At 63.2% G+C, this 22947-nt stretch carries 26 protein-coding genes and 1 pseudogene; 15 read left to right on the top strand and 12 right to left on the bottom strand.

Going from position 1 to position 22947, the window contains the following annotated elements; translation table 11 throughout:
- The 4 genes and pseudogenes from LQT98_RS19560 to xth all read right to left on the bottom strand — a co-directional run.
- Window positions 1-432 (bottom strand): annotated as a pseudogene (locus tag LQT98_RS19560) (nitric oxide reductase); the annotation flags it as partial.
- 5 nt (window positions 433-437) lie between these two features.
- Complete coding sequence (locus LQT98_RS19555; RefSeq protein ID WP_048410856.1) at window positions 438-1241, bottom strand: CbbQ/NirQ/NorQ/GpvN family protein; 804 nt, start codon at window positions 1239-1241, stop codon at window positions 438-440.
- A 10-nt stretch (window positions 1242-1251) separates the two neighbouring features.
- Window positions 1252-1506 carry a cytochrome C oxidase subunit IV family protein gene (locus tag LQT98_RS19550; RefSeq protein WP_048410857.1) on the bottom strand — a complete coding sequence of 85 codons (255 nt, stop codon included), beginning with the start codon at window positions 1504-1506 and terminating at the stop codon, window positions 1252-1254.
- A 260-nt stretch (window positions 1507-1766) separates the two neighbouring features.
- Window positions 1767-2540 carry an exodeoxyribonuclease III gene (gene xth / locus LQT98_RS19545; RefSeq protein WP_231464475.1) on the bottom strand — a complete coding sequence of 258 codons (774 nt, stop codon included), beginning with the start codon at window positions 2538-2540 and terminating at the stop codon, window positions 1767-1769.
- A 219-nt stretch (window positions 2541-2759) separates the two neighbouring features.
- Between xth and LQT98_RS19540 the strand changes: the two genes are divergently transcribed.
- Window positions 2760-2936 (top strand): hypothetical protein, encoded by a 177-nt coding sequence (locus LQT98_RS19540; protein WP_156183916.1) that lies wholly within the window; start codon window positions 2760-2762, stop codon window positions 2934-2936.
- A 209-nt stretch (window positions 2937-3145) separates the two neighbouring features.
- On the opposite strand, the gene LQT98_RS19535 is transcribed toward LQT98_RS19540, so the two are convergent.
- Entirely contained in the window at window positions 3146-5179 is a 2034-nt protein-coding gene (locus LQT98_RS19535) for a M3 family metallopeptidase (RefSeq protein WP_231464472.1), read from the bottom strand.
- 59 nt (window positions 5180-5238) lie between these two features.
- On the opposite strand from LQT98_RS19535, the gene LQT98_RS19530 reads away from it, so the two are divergent.
- From LQT98_RS19530 to LQT98_RS19520, 3 genes are all read left to right on the top strand, one after another.
- Window positions 5239-5784 carry a gamma carbonic anhydrase family protein gene (locus LQT98_RS19530; RefSeq protein WP_019104212.1) on the top strand — a complete coding sequence of 182 codons (546 nt, stop codon included), beginning with the start codon at window positions 5239-5241 and terminating at the stop codon, window positions 5782-5784.
- Complete coding sequence (locus LQT98_RS19525; protein ID WP_231464469.1) at window positions 5784-6314, top strand: RDD family protein; 531 nt, start codon at window positions 5784-5786, stop codon at window positions 6312-6314. The genes LQT98_RS19530 and LQT98_RS19525 overlap by 1 nt, the downstream gene beginning before the upstream one ends.
- Before the next feature lie 245 nt (window positions 6315-6559).
- Entirely contained in the window at window positions 6560-7027 is a 468-nt protein-coding gene (locus tag LQT98_RS19520) for a DUF1842 domain-containing protein (protein ID WP_231464465.1), read from the top strand.
- A 155-nt stretch (window positions 7028-7182) separates the two neighbouring features.
- Here LQT98_RS19520 and LQT98_RS19515 read toward each other — a convergent pair whose 3' ends face one another.
- On the bottom strand, window positions 7183-7479 hold the full coding sequence (locus LQT98_RS19515) for a hypothetical protein (protein WP_231464462.1): 297 nt from the start codon (window positions 7477-7479) through the stop codon (window positions 7183-7185).
- Between the two features lie 292 nt (window positions 7480-7771).
- Here LQT98_RS19515 and LQT98_RS19510 point away from each other — a divergent pair, with 292 nt between their 5' ends.
- The gene (locus LQT98_RS19510; RefSeq protein WP_231464459.1) at window positions 7772-8179 is read left to right on the top strand and encodes a hypothetical protein; all 408 of its coding nucleotides are present in this window, start codon (window positions 7772-7774) and stop codon (window positions 8177-8179) included.
- A 148-nt stretch (window positions 8180-8327) separates the two neighbouring features.
- Here LQT98_RS19510 and LQT98_RS19505 read toward each other — a convergent pair whose 3' ends face one another.
- Window positions 8328-9077 (bottom strand): PAS domain-containing protein, encoded by a 750-nt coding sequence (locus tag LQT98_RS19505; protein ID WP_231464456.1) that lies wholly within the window; start codon window positions 9075-9077, stop codon window positions 8328-8330.
- Complete coding sequence (locus tag LQT98_RS19500; protein WP_231464453.1) at window positions 9064-9570, bottom strand: WbuC family cupin fold metalloprotein; 507 nt, start codon at window positions 9568-9570, stop codon at window positions 9064-9066. Before LQT98_RS19500 ends, LQT98_RS19505 begins: the two co-directional genes overlap by 14 nt.
- Before the next feature lie 164 nt (window positions 9571-9734).
- Here LQT98_RS19500 and LQT98_RS19495 point away from each other — a divergent pair, with 164 nt between their 5' ends.
- The gene (locus LQT98_RS19495; RefSeq protein ID WP_231464450.1) at window positions 9735-10136 is read left to right on the top strand and encodes a hypothetical protein; all 402 of its coding nucleotides are present in this window, start codon (window positions 9735-9737) and stop codon (window positions 10134-10136) included.
- A 186-nt stretch (window positions 10137-10322) separates the two neighbouring features.
- On the opposite strand, the gene LQT98_RS19490 is transcribed toward LQT98_RS19495, so the two are convergent.
- Entirely contained in the window at window positions 10323-11543 is a 1221-nt protein-coding gene (locus LQT98_RS19490; RefSeq protein WP_231464447.1) for a DUF2399 domain-containing protein, read from the bottom strand.
- A gap of 10 nt (window positions 11544-11553) precedes the next feature.
- Entirely contained in the window at window positions 11554-11769 is a 216-nt protein-coding gene (locus tag LQT98_RS19485; RefSeq protein WP_231464444.1) for a hypothetical protein, read from the bottom strand.
- Window positions 11770-11784: 15 nt separating this feature from the next.
- Here LQT98_RS19485 and LQT98_RS19480 point away from each other — a divergent pair, with 15 nt between their 5' ends.
- The 9 genes from LQT98_RS19480 (at window position 11785) to kynA (ending at window position 19572) form a co-directional block, all read left to right on the top strand.
- Window positions 11785-12297, top strand: a complete 513-nt coding sequence (locus tag LQT98_RS19480; protein ID WP_048411902.1) for a GNAT family N-acetyltransferase — start codon at window positions 11785-11787, stop codon at window positions 12295-12297.
- 103 nt (window positions 12298-12400) lie between these two features.
- Entirely contained in the window at window positions 12401-12793 is a 393-nt protein-coding gene (locus LQT98_RS19475) for a hypothetical protein (RefSeq protein ID WP_048411903.1), read from the top strand.
- A gap of 71 nt (window positions 12794-12864) precedes the next feature.
- Window positions 12865-14199, top strand: coding sequence for a tRNA (N6-isopentenyl adenosine(37)-C2)-methylthiotransferase MiaB (gene miaB / locus LQT98_RS19470; RefSeq protein WP_048411904.1), 1335 nt, complete (start codon window positions 12865-12867; stop codon window positions 14197-14199).
- Between the two features lie 83 nt (window positions 14200-14282).
- Complete coding sequence (locus LQT98_RS19465; RefSeq protein WP_231464442.1) at window positions 14283-14570, top strand: YciI family protein; 288 nt, start codon at window positions 14283-14285, stop codon at window positions 14568-14570.
- A 49-nt stretch (window positions 14571-14619) separates the two neighbouring features.
- Window positions 14620-15606, top strand: coding sequence for a PhoH family protein (locus tag LQT98_RS19460; RefSeq protein ID WP_231464439.1), 987 nt, complete (start codon window positions 14620-14622; stop codon window positions 15604-15606).
- Complete coding sequence (ybeY, locus tag LQT98_RS19455) at window positions 15587-16093, top strand: rRNA maturation RNase YbeY (RefSeq protein WP_231464436.1); 507 nt, start codon at window positions 15587-15589, stop codon at window positions 16091-16093. Before LQT98_RS19460 ends, ybeY begins: the two co-directional genes overlap by 20 nt.
- 3 nt (window positions 16094-16096) lie before the next feature.
- Window positions 16097-16948, top strand: a complete 852-nt coding sequence (locus LQT98_RS19450) for an HlyC/CorC family transporter (protein ID WP_231464433.1) — start codon at window positions 16097-16099, stop codon at window positions 16946-16948.
- 131 nt (window positions 16949-17079) lie between these two features.
- Window positions 17080-18564 (top strand): apolipoprotein N-acyltransferase, encoded by a 1485-nt coding sequence (gene lnt / locus LQT98_RS19445; RefSeq protein WP_231464430.1) that lies wholly within the window; start codon window positions 17080-17082, stop codon window positions 18562-18564.
- Between the two features lie 165 nt (window positions 18565-18729).
- Window positions 18730-19572 (top strand): tryptophan 2,3-dioxygenase, encoded by an 843-nt coding sequence (gene kynA / locus LQT98_RS19440; RefSeq protein ID WP_048411908.1) that lies wholly within the window; start codon window positions 18730-18732, stop codon window positions 19570-19572.
- Window positions 19573-19605: 33 nt separating this feature from the next.
- On the opposite strand, the gene LQT98_RS19435 is transcribed toward kynA, so the two are convergent.
- Entirely contained in the window at window positions 19606-21243 is a 1638-nt protein-coding gene (locus tag LQT98_RS19435) for a methyl-accepting chemotaxis protein (RefSeq protein WP_231464427.1), read from the bottom strand.
- Between the two features lie 185 nt (window positions 21244-21428).
- Window positions 21429-22916, bottom strand: coding sequence for a CoA-acylating methylmalonate-semialdehyde dehydrogenase (locus LQT98_RS19430; RefSeq protein WP_231464423.1), 1488 nt, complete (start codon window positions 22914-22916; stop codon window positions 21429-21431).
- Between the last annotated feature and the right edge of the window lie 31 nt (window positions 22917-22947).

Here is a 22947-nt window from a genome sequence, read left to right as displayed (position 1 = left end):
GCGGTAGAGGGCGGCCAGGCCGGGCATGGCCGCCAAGGCGCGCGCCGCGGCCAGGCGGTTGCGGCTCAGCCAGTCGCCGTCGCTGTCGGCCGCATAGGCGGCCTGGGCCAGCAGCCAGAAGTAGCAGTCGCGGTTGAGCGCGGCGCTGGGGAAACAGTCGATGCGTTCCGGCAGGTAGAGCGCCTGGCTGTCCTGCCAGGCCAATTCCATCCGCGCGCCGGTGCCGGCCAGCCGCTGCAGCCAGCCACGGCGCGCGCCGTGTTCGGTGCCCACGGTGGAGCGCAGCGCCAATGCCGGATCGCCGCCCATGGCGCGGAAGAACAGCGGCGCCTGCGCCGTCACTTGCGCCAGCTCCGCCGCGTATTCCGGAAAGCCGCGCCGCGCCGCGCGCCGCGCCAGTTTGTCCCACCAGCCGCCGACGATGTCTTCCATGCCGCTCAGCCGGGGAATTGGGTCTGGATCACCGCCAGCAGCGCCGCCACGGTGTCGGCGTCGTCGCTCAGCGGTTCCGCCAGCGCGGTGCGGCAGGCTTGCCAGGGCGGCAGGCCGGCCTGGATCAGCTTGGCGGCGTACACCAGCAGCCGCGTGCTGGCGGCTTCTTCCAGGTCATAGCCGGACAAGCGCCGCAACTGGCCGGCCAGCGTCACCAGTTGGCGCGCCAGCGCTTCGCTGACGCCGCTTTCCCGCGTCAGCACGCCGATTTCCACTTCCGGCGGCGGAAAATCGAAGCTCATGGCGACAAAACGCTGGCGGGTGCTGGGCTTCAGCGTTTTCAGCACGTGTTGGTAGCCGGGGTTGTAGGACACCACCAGCATGAAGCCCGGCGGCGCTTGCAGCACTTCGCCGGTGCGTTCCACCGGCAGGATGCGGCGGTCGTCGGTCAGCGGATGCAGCACCACGGTGGTGTCTTTGCGCGCTTCCACCACTTCGTCCAGGTAACAGATGCCGCCTATCCGCACCGCGCGGGTCAGCGGGCCGTCGCACCAGACGGTGGCGCCGTCGGCGATCAGGTGGCGGCCCACCAGGTCGGCGGCGCTCAGGTCGTCGTGGCAGGAGACGGTGATCAGCGGCAGGCCCAGCCTGGCCGCCATATGGGCGACGAAGCGGGTCTTGCCGCAGCCGGTGGGCCCCTTGATCAGCACCGGCAGTTGCTGGCGCCAGGCGGCTTCGAACAGTTCGCACTCGGCGCCCTGCGGCTGGTAAAAAGGCACGGGGATATCGAGGATTTCTGGCGCGTTCATCGGCATTCCTTCAGATAAAGCTGAGCAGCAGCGCGGCCGACACCAGCGCCAGCCAGCCCTGCACCAGCGCGCGCAGCCAGCGCGGCGCATGGCGCAGGCCCATATAGTGTTCCACCAGCAGCACGCCCTTGAACCAGGCCAGGCCCAGCGCGATCAGCGCCAGAGACGGCAGCCGGCCGCCTTCGGCCAGCCAGGCCGCCAGCAGGGTCAGCCCGGACAGCAGCAGCCACAGGCCGATTTGCACAGATGGGGTGGGATGAGTCATGACGGCATGATGCCGGCGCGGTGCGGCGGCCGCCTTGATGCGAAATAAGGCTTTAGCGCCTGTTCAAAGGCTCGCGGGCAAGGGCGGGGCGAGGCGAAAACAGCGGAGAAAGCGGAATGTACTCGTGGTACATGAGCATTTTGAGCTCGTACTCACCGTGCAACGCTTCACGACGCGCAGCAGACTTTGAACAGGTTGTTAGGGAAGGAAGCGCGCCCCTGCCTTTGGCACGGGCGCGTCGGGCCAAGCTTGGGCGGTGCTCAGTCGGCCAGGGTCAGCACCACCGGGGTGTGGTCGGACGGGCGTTCCCATTTGCGCGGCGCCTTGTCGATCACGCATTCCCGCGCGCGCGGCTTCAAGGCGTCGCTGACCAGGATGTGGTCGATGCGCACGCCCTTGTTGCGGCGGAACATCATCGCGCGGTAGTCCCACCAGCTGTATTGCTTCTCTTCCTGATTGAACAGGCGGAAGCTGTCGCTCAGGCCCAGCGCGATCAGGCGGCGGAAAGCCTCGCGCTCCGGCGTGCTGCACAGCACTTGTTCGTGCCAGCTTTCCGGGTCGTACACGTCGCGGTCTTCCGGCGCGATATTGTAGTCGCCCAGCAGCAGCAACTGCGGGTGGCGCTGCAGTTCGGCGGTGACGTAGCGCTCCAGATTGGCCAGCCATTCCAGCTTGTACGGATACTTGGGCGAATCCACCGCCTCGCCGTTGACGAAGTAGCCGCAGATCACGCGGATGCCGTTCACCGTGGCGGCGATCACCCGGCGCTGCTCGTCGCCGTAATCGGGAATGCCGAGCACCACGTCTTCCAGCTCCAGCGGCGCGCGCACCAGGATGGCCACGCCGTTATAGGTTTTCTGGCCGAACCAGGCGGCGCGATAGCCGGCCGCTTCGATCTCGGCCAGCGGGAACACGTCCTGATCCATCTTCAATTCTTGCAGGCAGAGCACGTCCACCGGGCTGTCGGACAGCCACTGGATCACTTGCGGCAGGCGGACCTTGAGGGAATTGACGTTCCAGGTGGCAAAACGCATCAGCGGGCTCTCCAATAGTTTTTCAGGCAAAGGCCGACACCATAACCGCAGCGCGCGGCACTGCCAAGCCTTGGCCTGCAAGCGGCGCCAATGTTGATTATTTGACGCCAAATTAAACAGATTCGTTTAAACAAATAAACAACACCCCGGCGCGGCTGATTTGCCAACGCCGGAAACGCCGGCCTATGATCGAAATGTCGTCGTAACCGGAGCAAGTTCTTGACTATCAAGCACAAGCAGCACGACGCGCAACAGGCATTGTGCCCGACGCGCAACCCCAACCGTCCTCGTCTGGCGCCGTTGACGCCGCCGTTCTCGATGCGGACCCCCACCTTCCAGCACCGCCACACCCTGCAGCCGCTGCCGCCGTCCGCCAAACCAGAGCGGGACGACTGAACCTTTTAGCCGCGCGATCCGCGGCAAAAAAAAGGCGCCTCCGTCTGCACGGAGGCGCACAATAGACACTATATCAATCTACCCTGATATGCGTCTGGCTCGCTTGCTGCTCTGGAGATAACCCACTGAGCAAAAAATTAGAGCCACGGCGCTTCACAAGAGTTCCGGCGCAAACCGGATTATTTTTCCCTCGGCATAAAACGCTCGTTTCAAGCCGTCTCCACCATGCCGGAGTGGCGCAGCAGCGCGTCGATCTGCGGGTCGCGGCCACGGAAGGCGCGGAAGGATTCCAAGGCCGGGCGGCTGCCGCCCACCGCCAGGATTTCATCCCAGAAGCGCTTGCCGGTGTCCGGATTGGCGCCGCCGGCTTCTTCGAAAGCCGCGTAGGCGTCCGCGGACAGCACTTCCGCCCATTTGTAGCTGTAGTAGCCGGCCGAGTAGCCGCCAGCAAAGATGTGGCTGAAGCTGTTGGGGAAGCGGTTGTAAGCCGGCGGGAAGTTCACCGCCACTTCGCGGCGCACTTCGTCCAGCAAGGTCAGCCAGTTGCCCTTGTCGGCGTCGAAGCCGCTATACAGCTGTAGGTCGAACAAGGCGAATTCCAGCTGACGCACCGTGGCCATGCCGCTCTGGAAGTTCTTGGCCGCCAGCATCTTGTCGAACAGCTCGCGCGGCAAGGTCGCGCCGCTATCCACGTGGCTGGTCATGCCTTGCACCACGTCCCATTCCCAGGCGAAGTTTTCCAGGAACTGGCTGGGCAGCTCCACCGCGTCCCATTCCACGCCGTTGATGCCGGCCACGCCCAGTTCGTCGACGCGGGTCAGCATATGGTGCAGACCATGGCCGAACTCATGGAACAAGGTGATCACTTCGTCATGGGTGAATAGCGCCGGCTTGTCGCCCACCGGGCGGGTGAAGTTGCAGGTCAGGTAGGCAATCGGCGTCTGCACCTGGCCGCTCTTGCTGCGACGGCCGCGCGCGTCGTCCATCCAGGCGCCGGAGCGCTTGCCGTCGCGGGCGTACAGGTCGAAGTAGAAGCTGCCGACCAGTTGCCCGTCTTTGTGGATGTCGAAGAAGCGCACGTCCTGATGCCAGACCGGCGCGCTGCTCGGGCGCACCTCGATGCCGAACAGCGTCGACACCACGCCGAACAGGCCAGGCAGCACCTTGCTTTCCGGGAAGTATTGCTTCACTTCTTGCTCGGAGAAGGCGTAGCGCGCCACCCGCAGTTTTTCCGCGGCATAGGCCAGGTCCCAGGCTTCCAGCTTGGCCAGGCCCAGTTCGTCGGCGGCGAAGGCTTCCAGTTCCTGGCGGTCCTTGACCGCGAACGGCTTGGCGCGCGCGGCCAGGTCGCGCAGGAAGGCGATCACTTGTTCCGGGCTTTCCGCCATCTTGGTGAACAAGGACAGTTCGGCGAAGTTGGCGAAGCCCAGCAGCTGAGCTTCCTCGCGCGCCAGCTTCAGCTTTTCGCGGATGATGGGGCTGTTGTCGCGGTCGGACGGGCCGAACTCCGATGCGCGTTGCACATTGGCCTGATACAGCTTTTCGCGCAGCGCGCGGTTGTCCGCGTACTGCAGCACCGGGAAGTAGAACGGGAATTGCAGCGTGATCTTGTAGCCGCTCTTGTCGTCGCCGGCCGCGGCGGCGGCGAACAGTTCCAGCGAATCCTCGGGCACGCCGGACAGTTCGGCCTTGTCCTCGATGTACAGGCTGAAGGCGTCGGTGGCGTCCAACACGTTTTGCTCGAACTTGGCGGACAACTCGGCCAGCCGCGTCTGGATGGCGGCGAAGCGCTCTTTTTCCGCCTGCGGCAATTCCGCGCCGGACAGGCGGAAATCGCGCAGATCATTGGACACGATTTTCTTGCGCGCCGCGCTGTAATCCGCGTGCTCCGGGCTGGCCGCCAGCGCCTTGAAGCGGGCGTACAGTTCCAGGTTCTGGCCCATCTCGGTCCAGAACTCGGAAATGCGCGGGATGTTGGCGTTGTAGGCTTCGCGCAGTTCCGGCGTGTTCACCACCGCGTTCAGGTGGCCCACCACGCCCCAGGCGCGGCCCAGATGCTCGGTGGCGTCGGTCAGCGGATCGACAAAGCTTTCCCAGCTGGGCGCGCCCTGCTCCGCGGTCAGCCGCTTCACCGCGGCGCGCGCGGCGGACAGCAATTCGTCGATGGCGGGGGAAATGTGCTCCGGCTTGATCTCCGCGAAACGGGTCAGCCCGGAAAAGTCCAGCAAGGGGTTCTGGCTCATATTGGCATCCTGTGGGGGTATGATAGGAACTTTACCCGATTTCAGATGAGGACAGACCGATGAAAAGCAATATCCGCCCTTATGACGGGCATCAGCCGCAGATCCACGACAGCTGCTACATCGACCCTGCGGCGGTGGTCATCGGCGAGGTCTCGTTGGCGGAGGGCGCGTCGGTCTGGCCCTGTGCGGTGATCCGCGGCGACGTCAACGCCATCAGCATAGGCGAGAATTCCAATATCCAGGATTTCGCCATGCTGCACGTCAGCCACCGCAGCGCCGCGGACCCGGCCGGCGCGCCGCTGGTGATAGGCCGCAACGTCACCATCGGCCACCACGTCACCCTGCACGGCTGCACCATAGGCGACGAGGTGCTGGTCGGCATCGGCAGCATCGTGCTGGACCGCGCGGTGATCGAACCGCGGGTGCTGATCGGCGCCGGCAGCCTGGTGCCGCCCGGCAAGCGGCTGGAATCCGGCTATCTCTACCTGGGCAACCCGGTCAAGCAGGCGCGGCCGCTGACCGAGAAGGAACTGGCCTATTTCCAATACTCCGCCGAGCACTACCTGCGCGTGGCGGCCAAGCACAAGCCCAATCTGGAGGATTGATGATGCAAGACGGCGCGGAAGAACTGGAATACGTCGGCTTCTGGCTGCGGGTGCTGGCCAGCCTGGTCGACACCCTGCTGCTGTGCCTGGTGCTGGCGCCGGTGATCTGGCTGCTGGCCCGCGGCGGCGGCGAAACCAGCCGCATGGCGGAAAGCGGCGACGGCAGGATGATGCAGGCCTTCATGCTGCAAGGCGGTTTCGAGCTGAGCCCGTTGGCCAGCCTGCTGATCAACTGGATATTGCCGGCGGCGGCGGTGCTGGCGTTCTGGTGGTTCAGAAGCAGCACGCCGGGCAAGATGCTGCTGGGCGCGCGCATCGTGGACGCCAAGACCGGCGCGCCGATGACGCCGATGCAGGCGGCGCTGCGCTATCTCGGCTACTTCGTGTCCTGCTTCCCCTTCCTGCTGGGCCTGATCTGGGTGGGCCTGGACGCCCGCAAGCAGGGCTGGCACGACAAGATCGCCGGCACCGTGGTGGTGCGGGCCAAGCGCCTGGGCAAACAGCCTGTGCGCTTCGAGCAACAAGCCTGATTTTCCCTCGCGCCGCCAAGCTCCGGCGGCGCGCTTTCCCTCCTCCTTGTTCCCTAATCCCGCGCGCAAGCCCCATCGCCTCTTTATTTCCAACTGCCATTAAGTACGGCAGAAAATAAAAACAAAAGTTATATAACTACAGGGCAGCCGCGGTTACCGCCACGGTTCGCACATCGCCATTGGGCCTGGACGTCCTACCGGATGTCCAAACTTTTCTGATGTCATTGATCTCAAGGAGTCCAAACATGACTATCGATCGCGATCAAAAATCCGGCCTGTTCATCATCAGCTACAACGTCAACAAACCCGGCCAGGCGGGCGGCCTGAACCTGCGGCTGGACCTGACCGTGTACACACCGTCGCGCCACATCACCGGCCGCGCCACCATCACTCACGCCACGCTGCAGCCGCTGGTGTTCGAACATCCGATCCAGGGCCGCTATGAAGAGCAGGGCCGCGACATCGAGCTGCATCTGATCGGCGCGCCGCGCCTGCACGAGCAGCACGCGCAAAACCAGGCCCACGCGGCCGGCCATGCGCTGCTGGAGCAGTTCTTCTTCGACGGCCAACTGAAAGACGGCTGGCAAGCCGGCAACGGCTCCAAGGCGCGCTACGCCTTCTTCCAGAACCAGCAATGGCACGAGCAGCTGGGTCAGGAAGTGCGCCTGGCGGAGGAGATCAATAGCGCGATCAAGGCGCTGAACCTGCGCTAAGCGCATGCGCCCGGTTCCGGGACCGGGCCATCCATCAGCACCCGAAGCCCGCCCCCAGGCGGGCTTTGCGCATGCCGCGCGCGGCGGCCGCCACTGCGAAAAAGCAAAACCCCGCATCCGCGGGGTTGGCATCTTATCCACACAGCGCCGGCGGCTTAGCCGTCGCCCTCTTCCGATCCATCTTCGACATCGTCCGTGGCCGGAAAAAACACATGCTTGAACACGCTCAGCCGCACCGGATCCAAACTCGCCTCGGCGGCGGCCAGCACCGCATCCGGGTCGAAATCGTTGCGGGCCTCGTAAACGAAAAACGCCTCCTCATCGTCTACCTCGTACACCGAGATAAGCAATACGCCAGTGGCGAGCAACTCCAGCTTGAGCTGCGCCATCGGAATGCCGCCGCCCACCAAGTCCCGTTCTTCCATCTCAAACCTGCTTTCCAACCACGCCATGCCACCTTCTCAGCATAGGCCAGCACTCGTCGGCCGCAATCGGTAAACATCGCCGGCTCCGGGGTTTCGCCAGCCCGGCCTTAAGGACTGGCATGCAAGACTTGCTGCGCGCCGTGGGCTCGCCTATCGTCTAAATCCAAATGGCATTCAAAGTTGTACGTTAATTGCCATTTGTATAAATAGGCGACATTTAAGCGCCATTCACGACGCTAACGCCTCCCCATCCATCCCGATGGCATTGAACGCAGCCGTTACCGGCCAAGCGCTCTCAACCATTTCAGAAAGGTGTCCCATGCATCCACCCCTCCACTTCCTGTTTCGCCGCGTTGCGGCCTTGCTCGCGGTCAGCGCGCTGACACTGACCGCCGGCGGCGCGCTGGCCGCCAATATCAGCGGCAGCCTGCCCGATTACAAAAAAAGCGGCATCACCTTCAATTATGTGGAGCAGAAAAGCGGCGGTTCCGGCCCCGGCGCGCGCGGCATCCGCATTTATATCGCCGGCGGCCGCGATCAAAGCTATAAATTCAGCCCCAACCCGCACGACGACCCCTGGTACAACAAGAATCAGGGCAAGTTCTACCGCCAGGCGGCCGAGGCGCTGGCGGATGCCTACCTCGCCAAGAAGCCGAACCCGGCCTTCCCACGCTACGGCTTCAAATCCACGATCAACGGCATCGAATACAGCTATAACCAGCCTTGAGCTAGACCGATGAGGCCATAGGCCGTACGAACTGATGCCACTTCAGCTCGTACGGTCTGGCAATGTGCTTCCGTTTTGGGATAGACGGGGGCCGCGGCAAAGCGTAAGTGCCGAGCCTTGGCCGAGAAGAACGTGACACACAGCCACTCTACTTCGGCATGTGCAGCGGAATCAGATTCAGGGCGGCTGCCCGTTCTATGAGGTGGCTGGTGGAGTGCACATCCAGCTTGGAGTACAACTTTTCATTGATGATGGTTTGCACCGAGCGAATCGACACCTCTCTGCCATGCGCCAGCGACAGAATTCGGGAAATCTCCTTTGGTGTCTTATGCAGGGACAGGCAATACAGGATTTCGGTTTCGCGCTTGCTCAAGGGCGCAGCAATCACCAGCTTGTTGTTCGGACTTTTCAGACCTATCCGTTCATTCACGATCTCAACCTGGCATAGCCGGGCATCGTTAACGAATTTCTCCACTAGCGCGATCAACTTGGAATTGATCTTCTCAATCTGTTTCTCTGCTTCGGCGTCTTTGAGTTTTTTTTCCAAGGTGACGTCTTTGCAGTAGCCAACGATGCCGACGACCTTGCCATTCTTGATCAGGGGATGCTTGGTGGTTTGTGACAGGACTATGCTGCCATCACTGGATGGGATGCCTTCCAGCCTGGAAATCGGCGTCCCTGTCTGCAACACATGGCGGTCATCTCGCTCGTACTCCTCCCAATTCGGGCTCCATGGCAAGTCGATATCTTTTTTGCCGATGAATTCGGAGCGCTGCATGGCACCAACCATGTCCAGAAAAGCATCATTGCAACCGACAAAGTTCAGGGCGGCATCTTTCCAGAAAGTAGGTACCGGGCTACTGTCTATGATTTGCAAATACAGACTAAGATTCTGCATACCGCTGTCCAACTTCAGCGCTTTTCATCCAAGCGAAGAAATCATCCACGCCTGCACTGGCCTCATCCGGAGCCCAGGCCGCATACCGTCTATCACTATCAGGGTCAAATTTACAGTTTCTAACCTCAAAATAGGCACAGTCCGACATGGGAACAAAGGCATGGTATTGGTTCTGCCGAATTTCAACGATCCGATTCTTGTCCTGGCCAAACTCGATTCTTTTTGAGATGGAGCCATCTTCATTAAAGATCAGCACCAGCATTTCCCCAGAAACCCAGATCACCAGTTCCCACTGATTATTATTCTCATGCAGATGCGGTCTGATATAGGAATTGGCCGACATGCAATTGACAAAGCGCTGCGGCATCTCATCGTAACTGTCATGAACCAGGATAGGCACACGTTTTCTAGGCAGTGCCTTGCTTTCGCGTATCACCGCTTCGACATCCGCGCTGCTGATCAACTTTGATTTTTTCGCATCAACTACACTCATCTGAAATGTTCTTTCTAGAACAAAATGAACGCAATGATCACATCATAACACTTAAAGCTGACATCGTGAATTATCATTTTTTCGGAGATGTCCTGCTGCTGTATCTATATGATCGGCTCCCTGCACCCTCTTAAAATTTGACCACCATGGATAATGTTAACTATATGCATAAAAACCTATCCAGCTACCGGATGGAAGGGTTAATTCCGTTCAGAGCCGATTTCGTGCGTGTTGTTTCGGAGCATGTACGAGCATTGCCAAATGAAGAATTCGACATGCTGGACAGCTTGTCGAAAACTGGCGACCGGACCAAGTGCATCGCCAATTACGCATCAATAGAAGACCGCGTCGCACAACTAACATGTATAGATGAGCTATCGGTCATCGATTTTTTGACATCCCCATTTTTTTACTGCAAAGCCTCGGTTGTTGGATATGTCGCACACAAACCCGTTTTTTATTTCAACGGCTCAGGCATTTACCAATGGGGGGATTCGGCAGAGCGCCGCTCTCTGAGTTACTGGATATCTTACCCGACCTGTCCACCAGGTTGGGAAATTGACTAGCACTACGACAGCATTAATCTGTCATCTTACCCGGCAACCCGGCATCAAATGCATACTATTTAATCAGCCAGCCATATCAAAAATAGTGAACAAACCAATCAAAGGCCAGCTATTGAAAAAAGCGGCGCATCCCATGCGTCGCTTTTAGAAATCTAAAACAATATGATGCAAGGCCCAATATGGGTTTCAATCCCCCCATTCATCGATGAACAGCGCCTCCTGCTCCACCTTGCACTGCCGCTCCTGCATCTCCATCGCCAGGCTGTGCAGCAAGGGCGGCAGGCCGCCGCCCATCAAGCGCGCCAGCTGCGCCTGGTCCACCTCGCTCAAGGGCTGCGCGCCATTGGCCAGCGTCAGTTGCTCCGGCAGCATCCGCCACGGCTCCCACGGCCGGCCAGCCTGCTCCGCCACCTTGCCCACGGCCATCGCGATGGCGATGCCGGACGGGTCTAGGTCGCAGGCGATCTGCACCGGCACCCGCAGCAAGGACAGCAGATGGCGCACCGCCTCGCGCCAACGCTGGTGCGGCTGGCCCGGCACCCAGATGGTCAGCACCGGCAGCGCCTGCTGGCTGAGGGTTTGAAACACGCTGAGGTTTTCCACGATGCGCACGCTGCGGATCGCCCCCTCCACCGCGCTCACGCCCAGCAAAGCCTCCGGCCCCAAGGCCACGCCTTGCTGCAGCAAGGCCGCGGACAACAGGCATTGCTGTCCGGCCCACAGCCCCAGCGGCCCGGACAGGAACACGTGCGGGGTGTGGCGGGCGATGCCGCAAGCTTCCAGATCAATGCCGAACTCCGCCAGCCACTGCCGATCCGCCGCGCCGAAGGCCTTGCTGCGCCCCAGCGCGCGTTGCGAGAACTGGCGCTCGGTGCCCCAGCTGCCGTCCAGCAGCCATTGATCCAGCGCCTGGGCCAGCTTGAGGCGGCGCTCCAGCGTGGAGGATTGCAGATGCGGGCTCAGGCTTTCCGCCAAGCCCAGCAGCAGCGGATGGCGCGGCTGCCAGCCGCGCCACAGCTCCACCACTTCCGCCTGCGGCCGTGGATCGCCCATGCCCAACAGGTGGCGCAGGCCGTACATGTCCAGCCATTGCACCCAGAACGGTTCCAGCTGATTAAAGCGCAAGCCGGTTTCGGCATGCAGTTCCACTTCGCACCAGCCGGCCTCCAATAGCCGGCGCAGCAGGTTCTCCGCCAGCGTGGGGCTGTCCGCCAACGCCAGCAGGCTGCTCCAGCGCACGCGGTTGCGCCGCGATTTGAGCCAGCCGCCCACCAGTTCCTGCTCTTCCAGGCTCAGCAGCAACGCTTGCGGCGTCGTCTGCGGCGTCAGCAGCAGATTATGGCCACGCGCGCCCAGCGGGGTGCGGCGAATCTTGTCGGGGTCGATCAGGGACAGCCAGTGCGACATAAACGGCGACTCAAGGAATGGGGCGGATCAGGAATAGACCATTATTCCGCCAGAAATTCAATGCCGCGTGCGGCGCCGGCGCGTCCAAGACCAGGAAAAGCTCCTTGCGGTAGCGGTTCAGCGGGGCCTGCCGGCTGGCCGCGCGCGCGGCTGGCGCGCTATAATGCCATTCGTATTCGAACAGAGCGCGGCGGTCGCCGCGCTCTTTGCTTTTGTCGTTTTTCATGGATAGGCCGTACCGATGTCCGCAGTCAGTAGTCGCCAGGACGCCATCGTCCTGCGCCCGATGCAAGTTCGAGATTTACCCGCGGTGCTGCAAGTGCAGCAGCACTGCTACCCTGCCGAGATGCTGGAAAGCCGCGATGCGCTGGCCTCGCGCCAGCGTTTGTCGCCGGACACCTGCTGGGTGGCGGAACGTCCCGGCCAGTTGCTGGGTTATCTGTTTGCCCACCCCTGGGCCGGCAGCCGCCCGCCCAAGCTGGGCCATAAGCTGGAACAGCTGCCAACCGCCGCCGACACCCTGTTCATCCACGATCTGGCGCTGCATCCGGACGCGCGCGGTCACGGCCTGGGGCCGCGGCTGGTGCAAACCGTGCTGGGCCAGGGCCGCCGCCGCGGCCTGCGCCAGGCGCGGCTGGTGGCGGTGCTGGGCGCCGCCCGTTATTGGCAGCGCTTTGGCTACCAGGCCAGCCGGGACAATGAGGCCAATGCCGCCTATGGCGAAGGCGCGGTGTGCATGCAGCGTTCATTGTAAAACGAGCTGCTTTGCCGCGCCGACGCGCCCATGCTCACAGGAAGATTTGGCCTGGCCGCCGGCCAAGCTATGATAGAATCGCGCGCAACGCATTCAATTCCTTATGAAAATACTCATCGTCGCCCTGCTCGCGGCATCGCTCGCCGCCCCCGCCCTGGCCGGCCGCCTGCTGCCCTTGGATCTGAAGGCCGGCACCGTCCGCGCCGTGGATGACGCCACCATCGAGTTCGTCAAGAAAGACCGCTCGCTGCTGGAAAGCCTGCTCGGCATTTTCATCCGCTCCAACCGCCAGTTTCCGCTGGCGCCCGGCCTGCGCATCTTCGATGAGAGCAACCGCTTCCTGCTGCGCGGCCAACTGGATACCCTGGAGGGCAAGCCAGTGGCCGTGACTTTCAATATGCAGGGCCAGATCAACCGCATCTGGGTGCTGCGTCCCGAGGAAGTGGAATTGCTGAAGCAAAGGGAGGCCGAGGCCGCCTCCCAGCCATCCCAATAATCCCGCGCGCGGCGCGCGCCTGCCAAGCAGGCCGCGACGAACCGACGGAAACACGCTGGAATCAAGCTGCAATGAAAAAGGTATACATCAAGACTTTCGGCTGCCAAATGAACGAGTACGACTCGGACAAGATGGCCGACGTGCTGTCCGACGCCGAGGGCATGATTCAGACCGACAAGCCGGAAGACGCCGACGTCATCCTTTTCAACACCTGTAGCGTGCGCGAGAAAGCGCAGGAAAAGGTGTTCTCCGACCTGGGCCGCATCCGCCCGCTGAAGGAAGCCAACCCCAATCTGATCATCGGCGTCGGCGGCTGCGTGGCGTCGCAGGAAGGCGAAACCATCGTCAAGCGCGCGCCCTATGTCGACGTGGTGTTCGGCCCGCAGACGCTGCATCGCTTGCCGGACCTGATCAAATCGCGCCAGTCCAGCGGCAGCTCGCAGGTGGATATTTCCTTCCCGGAAATCGAAAAATTCGACCACATCCCGCCGGCCAAGGTGGACGGCGGCGCGGCTTACGTATCCATCATGGAAGGCTGTTCCAAGTACTGTTCCTTCTGCGTGGTGCCCTATACCCGCGGCGAGGAGGTCAGCCGCCCCTTCGACGACGTGCTGACCGAGATCGCCGGCCTGGCCGCGCAGGGCGTGAAGGAAATCACCCTGCTGGGCCAGAACGTCAACGCCTACCGCGGCGCGATGTCCGACGGCGAAATCGCCGATTTCGCGCTGCTGCTGGAATACGTGCACGAAGTGCCGGGCGTGGAGCGCATCCGCTTCACCACCAGCCACCCGCGCGAATTCAGCCAGCGCATCATCGATTGCTACGGCAAGCTGCCCAAGCTGGTGTCTCATCTGCACCTGCCGGTGCAAAGCGGCGCCGACCGCGTGCTGGCGGCGATGAAGCGCGGCTACACCGGCCTGGAGTACAAGTCCATCATCCGCAAGCTGCGCGCGCTGCGGCCGGATCTGTGCCTGTCGTCGGACTTCATCGTCGGCTTCCCCGGCGAGACCGAGGCCGACTTCGAACAGACGCTGAAGCTGGTCAAGGACATGGAAGTCGACTTCAGCTATGTGTTCATCTACAGCCCGCGCCCGGGCACGCCGGCGTCCAATCTGCCGGACGACACCCCGCACGCGGAGAAAGTGCGCCGCCTGGAAGCCCTGAACGAGGTGATCGAGGCCAAGGGCTTCGCCATCAACCAGGCGATGGTGGGCACGGTGCAGCGCGTGCTGGTGGAAAGCGTGTCCAAGAAGGACGCCACCATGCTGGCGGCGCGCACCGCCAACAACCGCGTGGTCAACTTCGTCGGCCATCCGCGCCTGCTGAACCAGATGATGGACGTGCGCATCACTGAAGCCCGCCCGCACTCGCTGGTGGGCGAGGCGCTGATCACGGAAACCGCTTGAGCATGACGCCCGCCCGCCATTTTTTTGCGCCCGTCGCCGCCGGCGGGCGTATGCTTGAAGCTTTTCATCCCCACTGAGCCGCCATGTTCATCGTTTCGCTGAGCTACACCGCCCCGCTGTCCGATATCGACGCCTTGCTGGACCAGCATATTGTCTGGCTGCAGCAAGGCTATGCCGCCGGCCTGCTGCTGGCCTCCGGCCGCAAATCGCCGCGCACCGGCGGCGTGATCCTGGCCCGCGGCGAACGCGCCGAGCTGGAAGCGCTGCTGGCGCGCGACCCCTTCGCCGTCGCCAATGTCGCCCGCTACGAAATCACCGAGTTCCACGCAAGCATGACCGCGCCGGAACTGGATTGCCTGCGGAACATTTGATGCTCGCCGCAGCCTTAACACCAGCCACGCTCCAGACCATACAAGCCGCATGACGACCTCGCATTCCGAACCGCTAAGCTTCAATCCCGTAGACAATGAACGGCTGGCCCGCCTGTGCGGCCCGCTGGACGAAAACCTGAAACAGATCGAAACCGGCCTGGACGTGACGGTGCAGCGCCGCGGCGAAAGCTTCCGCGTGCAGGGCGAGCAGGCCAAGGCCGCGGTGGAAGCGCTGACCCGGCTCTACCTGCTGGCGGAAAAGCAGGAGCTGTCGATAGACGACGTGCAACTGTGCCTGGTGGAGCTGCGCCGCCACGCGGCCAATGGCGTCGAGACCGCAGCCGACGACGAAGACGTGCCGGTGCTGGTGACCCGCCGCGGAGATCTGCGCGGCCGCACCCCGCGTCAAAGCCGCTACATCAAGGCCATCCAGCAGCACGACATCACCTTCGGCATCGGCCCGGCCGGCACCGGCAAGACCTATCTGGCGGTGGGCTGCGCGGTGGACGCGATGGAGCGCGACGCGGTCAAGCGCATCGTGCTGGTGCGCCCGGCGGTGGAAGCCGGCGAGAAGCTGGGCTTCCTGCCCGGCGACCTGGCGCAGAAGGTCGACCCCTATCTGCGGCCGCTGTACGACGCGCTGTACGATCTGATGGGCTTCGACCGCGTGACCCGGCTGTTCGAGAAGAACCTGATCGAGATCGCGCCGCTGGCCTATATGCGCGGCCGCACGCTGAACAACGCCTTCATCATTCTGGATGAGGCGCAGAACACCACACCGGAACAGATGAAGATGTTCCTGACCCGCATCGGCTTCGGCTCCAGGGCGGTGATCACCGGCGACGTGACCCAGATCGACCTGGCCCGCCATCAGAAGAGCGGCCTGGTCGAGGTGGAGCGCATCCTGGGCACGGTGCGCGGCATTCATTTCCATCATTTCCAGAGCGACGACGTGGTGCGCCATCCGCTGGTGCAGAAAATCGTCGACGCCTACGACCAATATCAAAGCAAGCAAGATGAAAAGAGCCAAGCGTAACCCGCTGCTGGCGCGGCTGGCCGCGCGCCTGGAACTGAGCCTGGAGGTGCGCAGCCAGACCGCCGTGCTGCCGCGGCCGGCCGATCTGCGCCGCTGGAGCCAGGCGGCGCTGCAGGCCGGCGTCAAGCAGGCCCAGGTCAGCATCCTGATCGTGGATGCCGACGAAGGCCGCCAATTGAACCATGACTACCGCGGCAAGGACTACGCCACCAATGTGCTGAGCTTCGCGCTCAACGAGGGCGAGCCGGTGCCGGGCCTGCCGCTGATCGGCGATCTGGTGCTGTGCGCGCCGGTGGTGGAAAAAGAGGCCGCCGAGCAAAACAAGCCGCTGCAAGCGCATTACGCCCACCTGTTGGTGCACGGCATGCTGCACCTGCAGGGCTTTGACCATGAGCAAGACGACGAAGCCGAAACCATGGAGGCGCTTGAAACCGTCATCATGCAGAGGCTAGGATATCCCGACCCGTATCGAGAGGAGCAGTTCTAAGAAATGGAAGACCCCAGTAAACCGCGGCCGACTTGGCTGGAACGCCTGTCCACCATGTTGCTGCGCGAGCCGGAAGATCGCGAAGAGTTGATCGAACTCTTGCACAACGCCTTCGAGCGCAATCTGCTGGACGCGGAAGCGCTCGGCATGATCGAGGGCGTGCTGGAAGTCAGCGAGCTGACCGTGCGCGACGTGATGATTCCGCGCAGCCAGATGAACGTGATCAGCTGCGACGATCCGATCACCCGCTTCCTGCCTATGGTGATCGATTCCGGACACTCGCGTTTTCCGGTGATAGGCGACAGCAAGGACGACGTGCTGGGCATTCTGTTGGCCAAGGAACTGTTGCGCTATTTCCACGCGCCGGCCAGCTTCGACTTGAAGGCGGTGCTGCGCCCGGCGGTGTTCGTGCCGGAATCCAAGCCGCTGAATGTGCTGCTGCGCGATTTCCGCGCCACTCACAACCACATGGCGGTGGTGGTGGACGAATACGGCGGCGTGTCCGGCCTGGTGACCATCGAGGACGTGATCGAGCAGATCGTCGGCGACATCGAGGACGAATACGACACCGAGGACGACGAGGAAGACATCCTGCCGGTGCGCGGCCATCAGCGCTACCGGGTCAAGGCGCTGACCGAGATCGAGGACTTCAACCATTACTTTGAAACCGATTTCGAAGACGACGATGTCGACACCGTCGGCGGCCTGGTGATCTCGCTGACCGGCCACCTGCCCAAGCGCGGCGAAGCGGTGGAAGCCGCCGGCCTGCGCTTCACCGTGTTGCGCGCCGACAACCGCCGCGTCGATACCTTGCTGGTGGAGCGGATACAGGACGGGGAAACCTCCACCGTGTAATCCGCCATCCTCATCCGGACTCGCGTCGCGATCGCGGCTGTTGCCTCCGCCCGCGAGTTCCTATGATGAATATCAGCCATTCGATAATCCGTCGGCCAGCGCTTGCTGGCCGGCTTCGCCTGATGCCTACCATGCGCACTTTATTGGTCCTGCTGGCAGCCGCCTTGGCTGGCAGCCTCACACTGTTCGCCTTCGCCCCTTACCGGCTGTTCTGGATCATGCCGCTGTCGCTGGCGGCGCTGGCGGACCTGACCCAGCGTCACCCGCAGCGCGCGTTCTGGATCGGCTATGTCTGGGGCCTGGCCGCCTACACCAGCAATTTCAACTGGATCTACAACAGCCTGCACGATGTGGCCGGACTGCCGGTCTGGATCGCCTTGCCGCTGGTGCTGCTGCTGCCGGCCTATCTGGCGCTCTATCCCGGCCTGGCGATGTGGCTGAGCGCGCGCGTCAGCGCCAAGCCGTGGCAGCGCTGGCTGCTGGCCTTCCCCGCGCTGTGGGAGCTGGGCGAATGGCTGCGCGGCTGGGTGTTGACCGGCTTCCCCTGGGCCGCCGCCGGCTACTCGCAAATCACCGAAAGCCCGCTGGCCGGCTACGCGCCGCTGGGCGGCGTCCATCTGATCAGCTATCTGGTGGCGCTGTCCGCCGGCGCGCTGGCGCTGATGGTGCACAGTTCCTGGCGGCTGCGCGCCGGCTTGCTGCTCGCCGCGCTGGCGGTATGGGGCAACGGCCAAGGGCTGAAGAGCATCGAATGGACCCAGCCGCTGGGCAAGCCCATCAGCGTGGCGCTGGCGCAAGGCAATATCGCCCAGGAGCTGAAATGGTCGCCGGAAAACCTGGAAGAATCGCTGCGCGTGTATTACCAGCAAGTGGCCACCACCCGCGCCGACCTGATGCTGCTGCCGGAAACCGCGCTGCCGCTGTTCCTGGACGACCTGCCCTCCGGCTACCTGAGCATGATGGAGGGCCAGGCCCAGCGCGCCGGCATGGCGCTGGCCACCGGGGTGCCGCGCCGCACCAACGACGGCCGCGGTTATCTGAACGCGGTGGTGGCGCTGACCACGCCGGGCCGGCCCTATTTCGCCAAGGACCACCTGGTGCCGTTTGGCGAATTCATCCCGGTGCCGGGGCTGATAGGCTGGATTTACCAGTTCATGAATATGCCGATGTCCGGCTTCAGCAGCGGCGGCGCCAACCAGCCGCCGCTGCCGCTGGCCGGCGAGAAGATCGCCTTCAACGTCTGCTACGAGGACAGCTTCGGCGAGGAGCTGATAGGCCCGGCGGCCCAGGCCAGCATCATGGCCAACGTCAGCAACCTGGCCTGGTTCGGCAAGAGCGTGGCGATGAGCCAACACTTGCAGTTGTCGCAAACGCGGGCGCTGGAAAATGGACGCTACATGCTGCGCGCCACCAATAACGGCATGACCGCCATCATCCGCCCGGACGGCGAGATCGCCTCGGTGGCGGCACCCTATACCCGCCAGGTGTTGCAAGGCTTCGCCCAGGGCCGCCAGGGGCTGACCCCCTATATGCGGCACGGCAACGCGCCGGTCTTGATAGGCTGCGCGGCGCTGCTGCTGCTGGCCATGTTGCTGGGGCGCAAGCACCGTCCTTGAGCGTTGCCGGCTCCACCCAGCGAACGCGCGATGTTTCCACTCCCGAACATCGCGCGTTTTGACATTCGGCCCCGGATTCCCGATCATCACTCGCCGGCGACGCGAACCGGCCCTGCGCCGAAATCACACCAAGAAACGCCGCGCCGCCTCTACAAGGGAATCAAGATGAACGAGAGAAAACTGGAAGCCGGGATCGTCACCAACTTTTCCGAGCGCATGAGCTACGGCGGTTATCTATGCCTGGACCAGCTGCTGGCCTGTCAGAAACCGCTGTCCGATCCGCCGCACCACGACGAGCTGCTGTTCGTGATCCAGCATCAGACCTCCGAACTGTGGATGAAGCTGATGCTGCATGAGCTGCAGGCCGCGGTGCGTTTCGTCCAGCAGGATACGCTGGGCCCCAGCTTCAAATGCCTGGCGCGGGTCAAGCAGATCCAGCGCCTGCTGTTCGAACAATGGGCGGTATTGGAGACGCTGACGCCGTCGGAATACATGGAGTTCCGCGATGTGCTGGGCAACTCCTCCGGCTTCCAATCGCATCAATACCGCTCCATCGAATTCCTGCTGGGCAACAAGAACCAGGCGATGCTCAATGTGTTCGCCCACGAGGCGGACAAACACGCCTCGCTGCAAGCCATCCTGGAAGCGCCCAGCTTGTACGATGAATTCCTGCGCCACCTGGCGCGGCGCGGCCTGCCGGTGCCGGCCTCCAGCCTGGAGCGCGACTGGTCGCAGCCCTATCAGCGCAATCCGGAGCTGATCCCGCTGTTCAAGCTGATCTACGATCAGCCCCAGCAGCACTGGGAAGCCTATGAGATGGCGGAAAAGCTGGTGGACGTGGAGGAATACTTCCACCTGTGGCGCTTCCGCCATATGAAAACCGTAGAACGGGTCATCGGCTTCAAGCAAGGCACCGGCGGCTCCAGCGGCGTGCGTTTCCTCAAGCAGGCGCTGGAGCTGACTTTCTTCCCGGAGTTGCTGGACGTGCGTACAGAAATCGGCCGCTGACGCGGCGGCGGCACGGGCCCCCGCGCCGCCGGCTCAACAGCGGAAGCGCGACACCAGCCCGCGCAGATTGCCGGCCAGCTGGCGCATGTCCACCAGCGCCGCCGAGGCGGTGGACGCCGCCTGCGCGTTCTTGCTGGAGCTCATCGCGATTTGCTCGACGTACTGGGCGATGTCCTGGCTGGCGGTGCCCTGCTCCTTCAGCGCGTGGGAAATATCGTTGACCACGCCCAGCACGCCGCTGGCGCTGTGGCTGATTTCGCCCACCGCCGCGCCGCCCTGCTCGGCCAGTTCCAGGCCGTTCTTGGCACGCCGCACCGCTTCTTCCATCGAGCCGTGCGACTGGGTGGAGCTTTGCTGGATCTCGGCGATCATGCCGGCGATCTCCTCGGTGGCCTGGGCGGTGCGCTCGGACAGCTTGCGCACCTCGTCCGCCACCACCGCGAAGCCACGGCCCTGCTCACCGGCGCGCGCCGCCTCGATCGCCGCGTTCAAGGCCAGGAGATTGGTCTGATCGGCGATGTCCTTGATCACCTGCATGATGCCGGAGATCACCTGCGCCTTGTCCACCAGTTCATTGATGGTGCCGGCCGCCAATTCCACCGATTCATTGATGCGGCGCATTTCCGCCACCGCTCGCGAGATCACCTCGCTGCCCTGCTGCGACGATTCGCCGGACTGCTCGGACAGGCTGCGGGCGTCCTGGGCGCGGTCGGAAATATGGTTGATGCTGACGGTCAGCTCCTCTATCGAGGCCGCCATCGAGGTGGCCGCCTCGCTTTGCTGCTCGGAACCGCTGGCAACGGCGGCGGCATGACCGCTGACGTCGTCGCTCATTTCAGACACCCGATTGGCCGCGGCGGCGATTTCTCCCACCAGCTGCCGCAGCTGTGCCTGCATGCCGGCCACATTGGCCAGCAAGCTGTCCTGATCGCCGGTTTTCACCGGCACCGCCATGTCCAGTTGCCCGGCGGCGATGCGTTTGACGATGTCCACGGTGACCGCCGGCTCGCCGCCCAACTGGCCCAGCACGCTGCGCATGATGTAGCCGCCCAGGCCGGCCAGCAGCAGCAGGATCACGCCGACCTCCAGCGCCAGGTTGAACAGCGATTTGTGATAGGCGGCGGCCACATCATCCAGATAGATGCCGGTGCCCAACACCCAGCCCCAGCCGGGCGAAGTCATCAAATAGGAAATCTTGGGCTGCGGCGCGTCGAAGCCCGGCTTGTCCCACACGTAGCTGGCATAGCCCTTGCCGCCGCCGCTGCTCAAGGCCTGATCGAACAGCTGACCCATGTCCTGGCCGCTGCCTTCCTTGACCCCGTGCAGGTTCTTGCCGATCAAGGCAGGCTTCACGCCGTGGGCGACATAGGTCAGGCTCTTGTCGAAGGCGAAGAAATACTCGCGCTGGTCGTAGCGCATGCTGTTGAGCGCCGCCGCGGCCTGCTGCTTGGCTTGCGGCTCGCTCATCTTACCGTCCGCCGCCATCTTTTCGTAGGACACCACCAGCGCCGCCGCCGACTCCACCAGATTGCGCGTCTTGTCCTTGCGGTCCTGCAGCATGGTGTCGCGCTCGCGCATCACCGACAGCACGCCTATCGCCGCCACCAGCAAGGCCATCGCCACCAACAGCAGCAGCAGACGGCCGCGCAGGCTCATTGTTGTTTTGTTCATTTCCATCTCCCCACACCTTGTTCACTTATTCTAGACAGCGCTGATCGCTCTTTTTGCGCGATTAGTCCTAGTTTGAGGCATTTCAACAAAAAATATCAACAGCATATAAAAAAGGCCCGGATCGCTCCGGGCCAGACTGAACGCAAGCGGTCATACCCGCGTCCAGGGTCGTCATTCCACACGCCTCACTTCATCGTCGGCATCACGAACTCGGCGGTCATCTTGGCCGGCCAGCGGCTGGTCACCGTCTTCATCCGGGTATAGAAGCGCACGCCCTCCGGACCATGCATATGGTGATCGCCGAACAGCGAGGCCTTCCAGCCGCCAAAGCTGTGGAAGGCCATCGGCACCGGAATCGGCACATTGATGCCCACCATGCCCACCTGGATGCGGTGGCTGAATTCGCGCGCGGCGCCGCCGGAGCGAGTGAAGATGCTGGTGCCGTTGGCGAAGGGGTGGGCATTGATCAGGCTCACCGCGCTGTCGAAGTCCGGCACCCGCACCACCGCCAGCACCGGCCCGAAGATTTCCTCCTTGTAGATGGTCATCTCCGGCGTCACGTGGTCGAACAGGCAGCCGCCAAGGAAAAAGCCGTCCTCGTGGCCGGGATGGCTGTAGCCGCGACCATCCACCACCAGCCGCGCGCCTTCGGCCACGCCCTGTGCGACATAGCCCGTCACCTTGTCCAGATGCTGGCGCGTCACCAGCGGCCCCATTTCCGCCACCGCGTCGTCGCCCACGCCTATCTTCAGATTGCGCGCGCGCTCGGCCAGCCGCGCCACCAGTTCATCGCCGATATCACCCACCGCCAGCACCACCGAGATCGCCATGCAGCGCTCGCCGGCCGAACCGTAGGCGGCGCCGATCAGCGCTTCCACCGCGCCGTCCAGGTCCGCGTCCGGCATCACCACCAGGTGGTTCTTGGCGCCGCCCAGCGCCTGCACCCGCTTGCCGTGGCGCGCGCCGGTTTCATAGATGTACTGGGCAATCGGCGTGGAGCCGACGAAGCTGAGCGCGGCGATGTCGGGATGGGTGAGCAAGGCGTCCACCGCCTGCTTGTCGCCGTGCACCACATTGAATACGCCGGCCGGCAAGCCGGCCTGCTGCAGCAGTTCAGCCAGCAGCAGCGCGGCGGAGGGGTCACGCTCCGACGGCTTGAGGATGAAGCAGTTGCCGCAGGCCAGCGCCACCGGGAACATCCACAGCGGCACCATGGCCGGGAAGTTGAACGGAGTGATGCCGGCCACCACGCCCAGCGGCTGACGCATGGAATGGCTGTCGATGCCGCCGCCCACCTGTTCGGTGAACTCGCCCTTCAGCAACTGCGGAATGCCGCAGGCGAATTCCACCACCTCCAGCCCACGAGTGACTTCGCCAATGGCGTCGGACACCACCTTGCCGTGCTCGCTGGAAATCAGCGCCGCCAAGCGCTGCTGGTTCTGCTCCAGCAGTTCCTTGAACTTGAACATCACCCGCGCCCGCTTCAGCGGCGAGGTTTCCGCCCAGGCCGGAAAGGCCTTGCGCGCCGCCGCCACCGCGGCCTGCACCTCGTCCGGGCCCGCCAGCGGCACGCGGGCGGCGACACGGCCCAGCGCTGGGTTGTAGACATCGCCAAAGCGGCCGCTCTGGCCTTCGCAGCGCTCGCCGCCGATGTAATGAGGAATGTTCTGCATGCTAGTTCCGATGGGTATGGGTTGAGTGTTC

It is taken from the genome of Chromobacterium aquaticum, from assembly GCF_021129195.1.
GTDB lineage: Bacteria > Pseudomonadota > Gammaproteobacteria > Burkholderiales > Chromobacteriaceae > Chromobacterium > Chromobacterium aquaticum.
This window is presented reverse-complemented; position numbering and strand designations above follow the sequence as displayed.